Origin of the sequence: Pseudomonas sp. PS01303, assembly GCF_029959385.1 — a bacterium.
GTDB lineage: Bacteria > Pseudomonadota > Gammaproteobacteria > Pseudomonadales > Pseudomonadaceae > Aquipseudomonas > Aquipseudomonas rustica.
This window is the reverse complement of record NZ_JASCPK010000165.1, coordinates 1-12,513: the sequence shown is the minus strand read 5'-3', so window position 1 is coordinate 12,513 and position 12,513 is coordinate 1. Positions and strand designations below refer to the sequence as shown.

16 protein-coding genes are annotated in these 12,513 nt (G+C 60.4%); 3 read left to right on the top strand and 13 right to left on the bottom strand.

Features of this window, described 5'->3' with window-relative positions; translation table 11 throughout:
• Positions 1-65 precede the first annotated feature (65 nt).
• Entirely contained in the window at positions 66-686 is a 621-nt protein-coding gene (locus QMX93_RS26940) for a DUF5666 domain-containing protein (RefSeq protein WP_282358573.1), read from the bottom strand.
• Positions 687-919: 233 nt separating this feature from the next.
• On the opposite strand from QMX93_RS26940, the gene QMX93_RS26935 reads away from it, so the two are divergent.
• Complete coding sequence (locus QMX93_RS26935; protein ID WP_053118445.1) at positions 920-2,107, top strand: MFS transporter; 1,188 nt, start codon at positions 920-922, stop codon at positions 2,105-2,107.
• A 68-nt stretch (positions 2,108-2,175) separates the two neighbouring features.
• Here QMX93_RS26935 and QMX93_RS26930 read toward each other — a convergent pair whose 3' ends face one another.
• From QMX93_RS26930 to ccmA, 12 genes are all read right to left on the bottom strand, one after another.
• Positions 2,176-2,580, bottom strand: coding sequence for a type II toxin-antitoxin system HicB family antitoxin (locus tag QMX93_RS26930; protein ID WP_053118443.1), 405 nt, complete (start codon positions 2,578-2,580; stop codon positions 2,176-2,178).
• Positions 2,580-2,792: a type II toxin-antitoxin system HicA family toxin gene (locus tag QMX93_RS26925; RefSeq protein WP_053118442.1), complete on the bottom strand. Its 213-nt coding sequence runs from the start codon at positions 2,790-2,792 to the stop codon at positions 2,580-2,582. The genes QMX93_RS26930 and QMX93_RS26925 overlap by 1 nt, the downstream gene beginning before the upstream one ends.
• 216 nt (positions 2,793-3,008) lie before the next feature.
• The gene (locus tag QMX93_RS26920) at positions 3,009-3,413 is read right to left on the bottom strand and encodes a hypothetical protein (RefSeq protein ID WP_282358569.1); all 405 of its coding nucleotides are present in this window, start codon (positions 3,411-3,413) and stop codon (positions 3,009-3,011) included.
• 25 nt (positions 3,414-3,438) lie between these two features.
• Positions 3,439-4,641: a c-type cytochrome biogenesis protein CcmI gene (gene ccmI / locus QMX93_RS26915; RefSeq protein ID WP_282358567.1), complete on the bottom strand. Its 1,203-nt coding sequence runs from the start codon at positions 4,639-4,641 to the stop codon at positions 3,439-3,441.
• Positions 4,638-5,108: a cytochrome c-type biogenesis protein gene (locus QMX93_RS26910; RefSeq protein WP_212544240.1), complete on the bottom strand. Its 471-nt coding sequence runs from the start codon at positions 5,106-5,108 to the stop codon at positions 4,638-4,640. Before QMX93_RS26910 ends, ccmI begins: the two co-directional genes overlap by 4 nt.
• Positions 5,105-5,641, bottom strand: a complete 537-nt coding sequence (locus tag QMX93_RS26905) for a DsbE family thiol:disulfide interchange protein (protein ID WP_212544239.1) — start codon at positions 5,639-5,641, stop codon at positions 5,105-5,107. Before QMX93_RS26905 ends, QMX93_RS26910 begins: the two co-directional genes overlap by 4 nt.
• On the bottom strand, positions 5,638-7,626 hold the full coding sequence (locus QMX93_RS26900; protein WP_282358564.1) for a heme lyase CcmF/NrfE family subunit: 1,989 nt from the start codon (positions 7,624-7,626) through the stop codon (positions 5,638-5,640). Before QMX93_RS26900 ends, QMX93_RS26905 begins: the two co-directional genes overlap by 4 nt.
• Positions 7,627-7,629: 3 nt before the next feature.
• Positions 7,630-8,085 (bottom strand): cytochrome c maturation protein CcmE, encoded by a 456-nt coding sequence (ccmE, locus tag QMX93_RS26895; RefSeq protein ID WP_053118425.1) that lies wholly within the window; start codon positions 8,083-8,085, stop codon positions 7,630-7,632.
• Positions 8,082-8,258 (bottom strand): heme exporter protein CcmD, encoded by a 177-nt coding sequence (gene ccmD / locus QMX93_RS26890; RefSeq protein ID WP_008055370.1) that lies wholly within the window; start codon positions 8,256-8,258, stop codon positions 8,082-8,084. The genes ccmE and ccmD overlap by 4 nt, the downstream gene beginning before the upstream one ends.
• The gene (locus QMX93_RS26885; RefSeq protein WP_282358558.1) at positions 8,255-9,010 is read right to left on the bottom strand and encodes a heme ABC transporter permease; all 756 of its coding nucleotides are present in this window, start codon (positions 9,008-9,010) and stop codon (positions 8,255-8,257) included. Before QMX93_RS26885 ends, ccmD begins: the two co-directional genes overlap by 4 nt.
• Before the next feature lie 79 nt (positions 9,011-9,089).
• Positions 9,090-9,758 carry a heme exporter protein CcmB gene (ccmB, locus tag QMX93_RS26880; RefSeq protein WP_007919970.1) on the bottom strand — a complete coding sequence of 223 codons (669 nt, stop codon included), beginning with the start codon at positions 9,756-9,758 and terminating at the stop codon, positions 9,090-9,092.
• A complete protein-coding gene (gene ccmA, locus QMX93_RS26875; protein ID WP_212544237.1) occupies positions 9,755-10,390 on the bottom strand; it encodes a cytochrome c biogenesis heme-transporting ATPase CcmA in 636 nt (211 codons plus the stop codon). Before ccmA ends, ccmB begins: the two co-directional genes overlap by 4 nt.
• Before the next feature lie 198 nt (positions 10,391-10,588).
• On the opposite strand from ccmA, the gene QMX93_RS26870 reads away from it, so the two are divergent.
• Both QMX93_RS26870 and QMX93_RS26865 read left to right on the top strand, forming a co-directional pair.
• The gene (locus tag QMX93_RS26870) at positions 10,589-12,163 is read left to right on the top strand and encodes a flagellar hook-length control protein FliK (protein WP_282358555.1); all 1,575 of its coding nucleotides are present in this window, start codon (positions 10,589-10,591) and stop codon (positions 12,161-12,163) included.
• Positions 12,160-12,489, top strand: a complete 330-nt coding sequence (locus QMX93_RS26865) for an EscU/YscU/HrcU family type III secretion system export apparatus switch protein (RefSeq protein WP_282358554.1) — start codon at positions 12,160-12,162, stop codon at positions 12,487-12,489. Before QMX93_RS26870 ends, QMX93_RS26865 begins: the two co-directional genes overlap by 4 nt.
• Positions 12,490-12,513: the final 24 nt, after the last annotated feature.

Sequence of the window (12,513 nt, the reverse complement as noted above, 5' to 3'; positions counted from 1 at the left end):
CTTAAATACAAGATCAAAAGATCGCAGCCTTCGGCAGCTCCTACAGGGGGATTGTGTTTAGGCGATTACATCGGTGGGGTCAGGCCATCCTTGCCGGCGGAGATGGATTGCGCCGTCAGCGTGCCATCCGCGCTCTGCGTCACGAACGTGACAATCTTCACCCCAACCTTCAGCAAGCTCCGATCGCCCGGCAGCAGATTCACAATCGGCACATCTTCCGGCACCAGTATCTTTTGCTGCCCGCCCTTGTAGTTCACCGTCAGCACCCGCCCGTTGCTCACCACCAGATCGCCGACGCTGCCATTGGTCATGCTGCTGCCCTTGGCCAGATCGAACGGTCGATGACCGTCGCCACTCCCCGCCAGCTCCGGTGGAAACACATGCACTTCCAGCGCCTTGAGCGTGCCGTCCTCCTGAGGCATCGCTGCCGAGCCGATGTAGCTGCCGGGTTTGATGTCTTCGATGTTGGCCAGGGTAACGGCGCGAACCTTGGTGTCGCCGGTCAACTGAATCACCACGTTCTCACCGCTTTTGACGTGGACTTTGAAGCTGTCCGGGCTGACCCCGGTGATCTCGCCGCGCACGCCGAGGCGCATGCCCGGTGCGTCGGCGGCCTGCACGCTGGCGGCGCCGAGCAGGCTGATCAGGACAAGCGTTGCGGTGTGGCGAAGCGTCTGACGAAACATTGCATTCCTCCGGTGATCAACGTGGAACAAGCCGATGCAAACATAAGCACGCTATCGAAGAAGATGTAAGTGAATGTATCATCAGCCCTCAAAGGTCGGACGCAAGGTTCGCCCCGAATGGCCACGGCCGTCATTACCCGACGTAATAACTGATATCAACCGAAGGCTGCTTCTGCCCGTTCGGTTTGTCCCTTAGCCTCACCGCATTCCTTTCGCTGGATCGAGTAACCCCTATGACCGCCACGACTCACGCAATGACCCGAGGCATGGTGCTGCTGTTCGCCTTCTGCTGCGGCGCCATCGTTGCCAACATCTACTACGCGCAGCCAATCATCGGCCTGATCGCGCCGGACATCGGCCTGAGCGACACCATGGCCAGTTTCATCGTTTCGCTGACGCAGATCGGTTATGCGCTGGGCCTGTTCTTTCTGGTGCCGCTGGCGGATCTCCTGGAAAACCGTCGGTTGATGATCATCACCACCGTGGTGGCGATTGCCAGCCTGTTGGCGGCGGCGTTTACCGATCAGCCCAATGTGTTTTTGCTGATCTCGTTGCTGGTGGGTTTCAGTTCGGTGTCGGTGCAGATTCTGATTCCTCTGGCGGCGCACCTTGCTCCGGAGGAATCCCGTGGCCGTGTGGTCGGCGGGATCATGGGCGGTTTGTTGCTGGGGATTCTGTTAGCACGACCGGTATCGAGCGTGGTTGCAGATCACCTCGGCTGGCGGGCGATGTTCATGATTGCTGCGGCACTGATGGCGGCGATCAGCGTGGTGTTGGCGCTGACCGTGCCCAAGCGCCAGCCGGATCACAGCGCCACGTATGGCCAACTGCTTGGCTCGTTGTGGACGCTGCTGCGCCAACAACCGGTGCTGCGTCAGCGCGCGTTTTATCAGGGCTGCATGTTCGCCACGTTCAGCCTGTTCTGGACGGCCGTGCCGCTGGAACTGGCGCGTAACCATGGTTTGTCGCAAAGCGAAATTGCGATCTTCGCTCTGGTCGGCGCCATCGGTGCCATCGCCGCCCCAATCAGCGGGCGCCTGGCCGACGCCGGCCACACCCGCATCGCCTCGCTGCTGGCCATGATCTTCGCCAGCCTGAGCTTCCTGCCCGCGTTCATCCACCCCGCCTACAGCGTCATCGGCCTGGCCGTGACCGGCGTGGTATTGGATTTCTGCGTGCAGATGAACATGGTGCTCGGCCAACGCGCGGTCTACTCGCTGGATGCAAAAAGCCGTGGCCGCCTCAACGCCCTGTACATGACCAGCATCTTCATCGGCGGCGCCTTCGGCTCGTCGGTGGCCAGTGCGGTGTATGAACATGGCGGCTGGTTGTGGATCGTGATTGTGGGGAGTGTGTTTCCGTTGTTGGCGTTGCTGCGGTTTTTGAGTGCTTCGCAAGGGCGATCGTTGGCCACGGCGTAAGCTGCAAAAGCTTCGCGAGCAGGCTCGCTCCCACAGGTCACTCACCGGGCCTGAGGGAGCGAGGACGGTTAATACCGAACCAGCTTCTCCATCGCCGCATCCGCCAGAAAGGAGGAGCGGCTTTTGACGTTGTGTTCGCGCACATAACGATCGATGCGCTGAATCACGTAACCGGGGAGCGTCACGTTGACCTTTTCGGTCTTGCCCAGATACGGCGAGATATCCAGCTCGAGCATGCCCCAGCCCATCTCGGCGAACTCCGGGTTATTACGGTGCGCCGAGGCAGAGGTCGGCATGGGAATAGCGTCGCCATCTGCTGCAATCTCCTGCAGCATGATGTGCGCAATTTCGACGGCCGCATTGTAGGCATCTTCAAAGCTATCCCCGGCCGTCACGGCGCCAGGAATATCGGGGATCTGAATACCGATGGCAGTGTTCTCGTCGCCCCATTCGATGCAGATTGGGTATTGCATTACGGATCTCCTTTGTAACTGACTGACGGGTTGTATAACCCCGCACGCCGCCTGATGCTCTTGACCGTCCCTAACGGTAAATCCTTCTTAGGATGAGGGACGGGAATCGTGTTCGGGTTATAGCGATGAGTGAAAATGTGATGACTGCCGGTGATCCGATCCAGCGTCCAGCCCGCCTCCTCCAGCTCCTTGATCAATTGCCTGCTTTGCACCAACCGCCTCCTTGCCTTGGCCTTTTAAAAATAACCCTAGAGTTACCTTTACTCAAGCACAGAAATGCTCAGAGCGACGCCCGGTTGTTTTACAACATGTGATTGATCGCATCAAAAGCATCTCCGATCAGAACTCCCACAGGGTTTCTCGAGCCGCTTCAAGATTTGCGCATGACGCAGACAAAAAAACGGCGATCCGAGGATCGCCGTTTTCATTTATTCCCCGAACTGCTTGCCCAGTCCCGGTGGCACGCCGTGGATGTTGGTGTCTTCCCACGGGCCGTTGGGGCTGATCGAGCGGCTCCAGCCGTTGTTCCAGCGGTAGTAGGTGCGCTGGCGGTAGAAGGTGTTGGTCTGGTCGTCGAGAACGTAGACGCCGAGTTTCTGATCCCAGTGGCTGTTGCCGCCCGGCGGTGGAGCGAAGCTGGCTGAGGTGCGCGGGACGGGTTTTGCCGGTTTCGCCGGGATGCTTTTGCCCGGTGTTGGCGAGGTCGACGGGGTCGGGCTTGGTTGTGACGGCGGGATCGGCGGCAGGTTGGTCGTCGGTTCCGGGCGTTGCGCCGCACATGCACTCAAGCCCAGGGCCAGTGTGAGGACTGTGATTCGGGCGATGGTGTGCATGGCGGTGCTTTCCTTGTTTGCCCGATTATTTGTCCGGGCTGTCGATGGTCAGTGTTTGTGGCGCGGTGGTGCTGCTGGCCAGAGGGTCGCTGCGACCGACCCATTCCCCGGCAGTCGGTTGGCCGGCACGGGACACGCGCGCAACCAGTTGGACTTCAGGGAAGTTCGACAGTTTCAACTGCGGCATCATTGCGTCGGCATCGCCCAGTTCGACGGTCACTGGCAGATCCGCCACGGTCAGGCGCTTGGCGGCCAGCGGTGCCGGTGGGCCGGAGGTGGCGCGGGCGAAGATGAACACGCTGTCGCCCGGTTGCACTTTGCCTTTGAGCTCGCTGGCCAGATCAACGCTGACCTTCAACAGCGCAGCTTTCGCCGGCGCGGGCGCCGCAGCGACCTTGCCACCACTGGCTTCCAGTCGTTCGGCGGCGCGTTTGATTCCGCCTTCCAGCGCGGCACGGGAATTGTCGTCCGGCGGTAATTGCGCGAGCAAACGGTTCCAGTAATCGATGGCTTGCTGATAACGCTCGCCTTCGAACGCGGCGATGCCGAGCAGACCGAGGCTGGTGACTTCTTTCGGATCAGCCTTCAACGCTTCGTCAGTCAGTGCCTGAATTTTGTCCGACCACTTTTTGCCATCGGCAAAATACTGCGCCTGCGCCCACTGGCCGAGCAGTTCCGGCTGGCGACCGGCGAGATTGGCGGCGCGCTCGAACATCTTCGCTGCGTCCGCCGGACGATCCTGAGCCATGTAGGTACGGCCGAGGAAGTACACGCCCTCAGCAGAATCCGGTTGCGCGGCAACGGCGCGCTCCAGACGCTGGGTCATCTCTTCCATCGACTTCGGTGCTTCGGCGAATTCGCGGGTCAGTTCGACTTTTTCCACGGCACCGAAATGCATGTACAAGCCCAGCCCCAGCACCGGAACCAGCACCGCGGCCAGCAGCGGCAACGGTTTGCCCAATCGGGAAACCCGTGGCGCCGCAACCCCTTCGGTATCGGCCAGCAACTCACGCGCGGCTTCCGCGCGACCGCTGTCCATTTGCGCCGCGTCGAGCACGCCTTCGGCCTGTTGCGATTGCAACTCGGCAACTCGCTCCTCGTACAACGCGACGTTCAGGGCAGTACGATCCTCTTCACGCTGGGCGCGTCGTTCACGCAGAACCGGGATCAGCAGGAAACTCAGGGCGACCAGAAGCAACAGCCCTGCGGCAAGCCAGAAATCAATCATTCTTGGTTTTTATCCAACAGTTGGTCGAGGCGCTGACGCTCTTCGGTGGACAGCGATTGCGGGGTGTCGGCGCGTTGACCGCGACGACGGCGGACGATCACCGCGATCACCACGAAGCCACCGAGCAGCAGACCGGCCGGGCCGAACCACAGCAGCGCGGTCTTGGCGTTGAGTGCCGGTTTGTAGCGGACGAAATCACCGTAGCGATCGACCATGAAGTCGATGATCTGCTGGTTGTCCTTGCCCTCGCCGAGCATGCGGAAAATCTCTTTGCGCAGGTCAGCGGCAATCGGTGCGTTGGAGTCAGCGATGTCCTGGTTCTGGCACTTGGGGCAGCGCAGTTCCTTGGTCAGTTCGCGGAAGCGCTCGCGATCGCCTTCTTTGGCGAATTCGTAGGTGTCGATGGCGGCATGGGCCACGCCAACCAGACTCAAACCCAATACCACGGCAGCTAGAAAACGCTTCATGGCTTGGCCTCATCGACCAGCGCCTGATATTTGGCCGCGAGTTTTTCGCGCCAGACTTGCTCGTCGATCACGCCGACGTATTTGTCGCGGATGATGCCTTTGGCGTCGATGAAGAAGGTTTCCGGCGCGCCGTACACACCGAGATTCAGGCCCAGCGAACCTTCGTCGTCACGAATGTCCAGCACGTACGGGTTGTGAAATTCGCTCAACCATTTCAAGGCATCGGCGTTGGTGTCTTTGTAGTTGATGCCATAGATCACCACGCCACGCTCGGCGAGTTTGTTCAGCACCGGATGCTCGACCCGGCAGGAAATGCACCAGGTGCCCCACACATTGACCAGCGCCGGTTTGCCGAGAATGTCAGCCTTGGTCAGGGTCTTGTCGCCCTGCACGCTCGGCAGGGAAAACTCCGGGAATGGCTTGTTGATCATCGCTGACGGTAGCTCAGACGGATCAAGGTACAGACCGCGATACAGAAACACCGCCACCAGCAGAAAAATCGCCAATGGCACCAGCATCAACCAACGTCTCATGCAGCCGCTCCTGTCATGCCCAGCGCTTCACGCACTTTGGATTTCACCTTGACCCGATAACGTCGATCGAGTGCCGCCAGCAAACCACCGAGACCGGTCAGCAAACCGCCGAACCAGATCCAGCGCACGAACGGTTTGACGTGCACGCGCACGGCCCACGCGCCGTTATCCAGCGGCTCGCCGAGGGCGACATACAGGTCACGGGTGAAACCGGCGTCGATCCCGGCTTCGGTCATCACCGAGTTCTGCACGGTGTACAGACGTTTTTCCGGGTGCAGCACGCTGATTTCCTTGCCATTGCGAATGACGCGGATGGTGCCTTTGTCAGACGTGAAGTTCGGCCCTTCGAAGTGCTTGGCGCCTTCGAAGACGAAGTGATAACCGGCCAGATCCATCGACTCGCCCGGCGCCAGACGCAGGTCACGCTCGGCACTGTTCTGACTCGACAACACCACGCCCAACGCGCAAACCGCGATGCCGAGGTGAGCGATCTGCATGCCCCAATAGCTGCGGGTCAGGGTCGGCAAGCCTTTGATCAGGCCTTTGTGGCGGGTCTTGTCGAAGATGTCGCGCACACCGGCGAGCAATACCCACGCGGCGAGCAGGAAGGTCGCGATCACCGCCCAGTTGAAATCGCCGTAAGCGATACCGGCAACCACGGCCAGCACCACGCTACCCAGCAGCACCGGGGTCAGCATGTTCACCAGCCATTTCACCGGGGTGTCTTTCCAGCGCACGACCATGCCGATTGCCATCACCACCATCAATAGCGCCATCAAAGGAATGAACAGCGCGTTGAAGTACGGCGGGCCGACCGACAGCTTGGCGCCGCTGATCGCATCGAGAATCAGCGGATAGAGTGTGCCAAGCAGGATCATCGACGCGGCCACGACCAGCACCAGGTTGTTGCCCAGCAGCAGGGTTTCCCGCGACCACAGGTTGAAGCCGACCTGACTCTTCACCACTGGCGCGCGCAGGGCGAACAGCGTCAACGATCCACCGACCACAAACAGCAGGAAGATCAGGATGAACACGCCGCGTTCAGGATCGGAGGCGAACGCGTGTACCGAGGTCAGTACGCCGGAACGCACGAGGAAGGTGCCGAGCAGGCTCAGCGAGAACGCAGCAATTGCCAGCAACACCGTCCAGCTCTTGAACACGCCACGTTTTTCCGTGACCGCCAACGAGTGGATCAGCGCGGTGCCGACCAGCCAAGGCATGAAGGAAGCGTTTTCCACCGGATCCCAGAACCACCAGCCGCCCCAGCCGAGTTCGTAATACGCCCACCACGAACCGAGAGTGATGCCGATGCCGAGGAAGGCCCAGGCGACGATCGTCCACGGACGCGACCAGCGAGCCCACGCCGCATCCAGTCGACCACCCATCAGCGCGGCGATGGCGAAAGCGAAGGCCACCGAAAAACCGACATAACCCATGTACAGCATCGGCGGGTGAACGATCAGGCCGATGTCTTGCAGCAATGGGTTGAGGTCAGCGCCGTTGCTCGGCATTTGCGGCAGGATGCGTTTGAACGGGTTGGACGTGAGGATCAGGAACAGCAGGAAACCGGTGCTGATCATGCCCATCACCGCCAGCACGCGGGCGAGCATGACTTGCGGCAACTGGCGGGAGAACACCGACACCGCGAACGTCCAGCCACCGAGAATCAGTGCCCACAGCAGCAACGACCCTTCGTGGGCGCCCCACACGGCGCTGAATTTGTAATACCACGGCAACGCGGTATTCGAGTTGTTCGCCACGTAAGCGACGGAGAAGTCGTCGACCATGAATGCGTAGGTCAAGGCGCCGAAGGCGAACAGCAAAAAAGCAAACTGCCCCCACGCGGCCGGCTGGGCCAGACTCATCCAGAAACGGTCACCGCGCCAGGCGCCAATCAATGGCACCACGGCCTGCACTAGCGCAAAACACAGCGCCAGAATCATCGCCAGATGGCCCAACTCAGGAATAAAAATCGCCGACGTCATGGATCAACCCTCCTTCGCAGGTGTTGGGGCGGATTGACCGCTGTCTTTCAAGGCTTTGGTCACTTCCGGCGGCATGTACTTCTCGTCGTGCTTGGCCAGCACTTCATCGGCGACGACCACGCCATCAGCGTTGATCTTGCCCAGCGCAACGATGCCCTGCCCTTCGCGGAACAAGTCCGGAAGGATGCCGCGATAGGTGATGGTCACGGATTTGTTGAAATCGGTGACGACGAATTTGACGTCCAGCGAGTCCGGTGAACGTTGCAGCGAGCCCTTCTCAACCATGCCACCGGCACGGATGCGCGTGTCTTGCGGTGCTTCGCCGTTAGCGATCTGCGTCGGCGTATAGAACAAGTTGATGTTCTGCTGCAGGGCGCTAAGGGCCAGGCCGACGGCAGCGCCGACCCCGACCAGAATGGCCAGAATGATGATCAGACGTTTCTTGCGCAGCGGATTCACTTGCCGTTCTCCCGGCGCAGACGACGCGCCTCTTGTTGCAGATACCGCTTGCGGGCCAGGATCGGCGCCGCCACGTTAAGCGCCAGTACCGCCAGACAAATGCCGTAGGCCGACCAGACGTACAGGCCATGATGGCCCATGGCGAGAAAATCGCCGAATGAAGCAAAACTCATCGAGCGGCCTCCAGACTGTTCTGTACTTCTTCTTTCACCCAACTGGCGCGGGCTTCGCGCTTGAGCACTTCAAGGCGCATGCGCAGCAACAGCACGGCGCCGAAGAAGCAGTAAAAACCCAAAACGGTCAGCAACAGCGGCAGCCACATCTCGGCCGGCATCGCCGGTTTTTCGGTGAGGGTAAAGGTTGCGCTCTGGTGCAGGGTGTTCCACCACTCCACCGAGTATTTGATGATCGGGATGTTGATCACCCCGACGATGGCCAGCACCGCGCAGGCCTTGGCGGCGCTGTCGCGATTGCTAATGGCATTGCCCAGCGCAATCACGCCGAAATACAGGAACAGCAGAATCAGCATCGAGGTCAGCCGCGCATCCCAGACCCACCACGAACCCCAGGTCGGTTTGCCCCAGATCGCCCCGGTGACCAGAGCCACAGCAGTCATCCACGCACCGATCGGCGCCGCGCATTGCAGGGCGACGTCAGCCAGTTTCATCTTCCACACCAGACCGACAATGCCGCACACCGCCAGCATCACGTAGATCGACTGCGCGAGCATCGCGGCAGGCACGTGGATATAGATGATGCGAAAGCTGTTGCCTTGCTGATAATCCGGCGGCGCGAAGGCCAGCCCCCAAACGACGCCGACGCCAATCAACAGCAACGCTGCGATGCTCAGCCACGGCAAGAACTTGCTGCTGATGCCGTAGAACCACTTCGGTGAGCCGAGCTTGTGAAACCAGGTCCAGTTCATACTGTTTCCATCACGGGTGCCGCTCATCGATGTGAGCTAGCATTTGGGTCTTTGCTGATCAAATTTTGATCAGACCTCATTATTCGCCGACGCTGATCTTCAGGCCAGCAGCTATTGCAAAAGGTGTCAGGGTGATCGCTAGGGCGGTCAGGCTACCAAGCCACAGCAGATACCCGGTCGCCGGCATGCCTTGGAGGGCGGCCTGCAAGGCGCCACTGCCAAGGATCAACACCGGGATGTACAACGGCAGAATCAGCAGCGCCAACAACAGGCCACCGCGTTTCAAACCGACCGTCAGTGCCGCGCCCACCGCGCCGAGCAAGCTCAGCACCGGTGTACCCAGCAACAACGACAGCAACAAAACCGGCAGACACGCGGCAGGCAAACCGAGCATCAACGCCAGCAGAGGTGAGAGCAAAACCAGTGCCAGACCGGAGAAAAGCCAGTGTGCCAGCACCTTGGCCAATACCAGTAGTGGCAGGGGGTGCGACGAAAGGACCCACTGTTCCAGGGATCCGTCTTCGAAATCACTGCGGAAAAGCCCGTCCAGCGAGAGCAGGACCGACAAAAGCGCCGCCACCCAGACTAACCCCGGGGACAGGTTTTGCAACACTTGAGTTTCCGGGCCGACGGCCAGCGGGAACAAAGCGATGACGATGGCGAAGAAAATCAGCGGATTGGCCAGCTCCGCCGGGCGGCGAAACAGCAGTCGCGATTCACGGGCAACCAGCAGGCCGAAGACACTCATACTGCCCAGTTCCCCAAATCGATATCGCGATAACCGGCCGGCATCCGGCTCAGCGTGTGGTGCGTGGTCAACACCACCAGACCGCCACGTTCACAATGGTTGGCCAGATGTTCTTCAAGTTGCGCCACGCCTTGTTTATCGAGGGCGGTGAACGGCTCGTCGAGAATCCACAGCGGCGGACTGTCCAGATACAACCGCGCCAGCGCCACGCGGCGTTGCTGGCCGGCGGACAAGCTGTGGCAGGGAACATCTTCGAAACCGCGCAATCCTACGGCTGCCAGCGCTTGCCAGATCGCCTCGCGTTCGGCTGGATGATGCAGGGCGCAGAGCCACGAGAGATTCTCTTCCGGGGTCAGCAAATCCTTGATTCCGGCAGCATGGCCGATCCACAACAGGTTGCGCGCCAGTTCGCTGCGCTGTTCAGTCAGCGGCAAACCGTTGAGCAGGACTTGACCGTCGGTCGGCTGCATCAACCCGGCCAACAGGCGTAATAAACTGGTTTTACCGCTGCCGTTGGGACCGCTGATTTGCACCATATCGCCACTGGCCAGTCTCAATTCGAGATTCTCGAAGAGCAGCCGTAGATCACGTTCACACGCGAGGGCAACAGTTTGCAGGACAGGACTGGTCAAGGGATCACGGGCCTTATACGGTTCAAGTCGGCTCTGGCGCGGCCGTTAAAGAGATGCAGCATAAATGCAATGACGGCTCGATCTAGAGAGCTGCGTCAAACAATTGCTATGTTTTTTTGAACGAATCGCAAGACGGGCGGCATTATACATGGCGTGCCCGACTCCCCAGAGTGCATTTTCTAAAGGTTGTTTCACTGTATGACAGGCGAAATGAACATCCTCCCGCTCCCGCAGGCCACACCGGCGACCGCTCGCCCGCAGGTCGGTGAGCTGCTCAAGCTGCTGACGCCGGTCGAAGGCTTGATCGGCGCCGGCCAGAGTGCCAAGGCCGAGGTGTTGTCGCTGAAGCAGGCGGATCAGACCTTTCAATTGTTGCTCAAAGTGACGCTGGACAGCGGCCGCCAGACCACCGTGCAAGCGACCAGCAATCTGCCATTGCTGCAAGGCACCAGCATTGCGATCACCCAACCCTCGGCCGGCAACCTGGCGATCACCGTGCAACAGGCCATCGCCAGCAGCGTCGCCGCCCTCACCCGCATTGATACGTCGCAATTGCCCGTGGGCACGTTGCTGCAAGGCAAAGTCCTGACTTCGCAGCTACTGCCGCAAACGCCGGGGCAAGCGACGGTGTTCCGTTCGCTGGTCAGTTTGCTCAACACCGCGCAGAGCGGCAGCACGCTGACCATCGACAGCCCGCAACCGCTGCGCATCGGCACGTTGCTTTCGGCGTTGGTGGAAGATGCGCAAACCCTGAAATTCCTGCCCCTGAGCAGCCGACAGGAACAACTGGCCGTCAGTCAGCAACTGGTCGGCCAGCAAAGTCGCCAAGCGTCTCTGAGCGGTCTGCTGAATGCACTGCAAAATCTGCCGGCGGACAACGATCAGACTTCAGCGGACTTGCGCGCGGCGGTCGACAAACTGCTCGCCAGCCTCCCCGATCTGCAGCAAATGACCACTTCCAAAGGCGTGGCGCTGGCCTTGGCCAACAGCGGCGCCTTCCTCGAAGCCAAATTGCTCACCGGGCAGAACCCAACCCTGACTCCGGACATCAAAGCCGATCTGCTCAAACTGATCGCGCAACTGTCGCCGGGAGCGCCGGGCAACGCCAGTTTCAACGCAATCATCGCGGCCAACACTTTGGCGCAAGCGCTGCCGAGCTTCGTCCGTAATGCCCTCGGCACCCTCGGCCAGGTCAGCGCGAAACCGGTGCCAAGCAGCTTCCCCCTGCCCGACCGCCTGCTGCAAAGTCTCGATGGCGAAGGAGATCTGGAGCATCTGCTGCGCCTCGCCGCCGCTGCTGTGTCGCGCCTGCAAAGCCATCAACTGTCGAGTCTTGAACAGACCGGCGTCACCGATGATGGTCGCTTGCTGAGCACCTGGCAGCTGGAAATCCCCATGCGAAATATGCAAGACATCGTGCCGTTGCAGGTCAAATTCCAGCGTGAAGAGGCACCGGAACGGGAGCCGCAACCGAACGAACGCCGTGACGAACGCGAACCCAAGCAGCAACTGTGGCGCGTCGATCTGGCGTTCGACATGGAACCGCTCGGGCCAATGCAGATTCAGGCGCAACTGGTCGCCGGCAGCCTGTCCGGCCAACTGTGGGCCGAACGGTCCTACACCGCCGACCTGATCGAAAATAACCTGTTCGCCTTGCGCCAACGCCTGCTTGATCGCGGACTCAACGTCGGCGATATCGACTGCCACCAAGGCACGCCGCCGCAAGGCAACCAAACCCGTCTCGAACACCGCTGGGTCGACGAAACCGCATGAACGATTCCACCGCCCCACGCCAGGCCATCGCCCTCAAATACGACGGCAACCACGCCCCGACCCTCACTGCCAAAGGTGACGACGAACTGGCCGAAGAAATCCTGCGCATCGCCCGCGACTGCGAAGTGCCGATTTACGAGAACGCCGAGCTGGTGCGCTTGTTGGCGCGGATGGAATTGGGCGACAGCATCCCCGAGGAGCTGTACCGCACGATCGCCGAGATCATCGCGTTTGCGTGGAATCTGAAGGGAAAATTCCCCGAAGGACAGGATCTGGAGGCGCCGATGGTGGAGAAGGACATCACCGAGCGCGGGGATGATTACTGATCGTTCCCACGCTCTGCGTGGGAA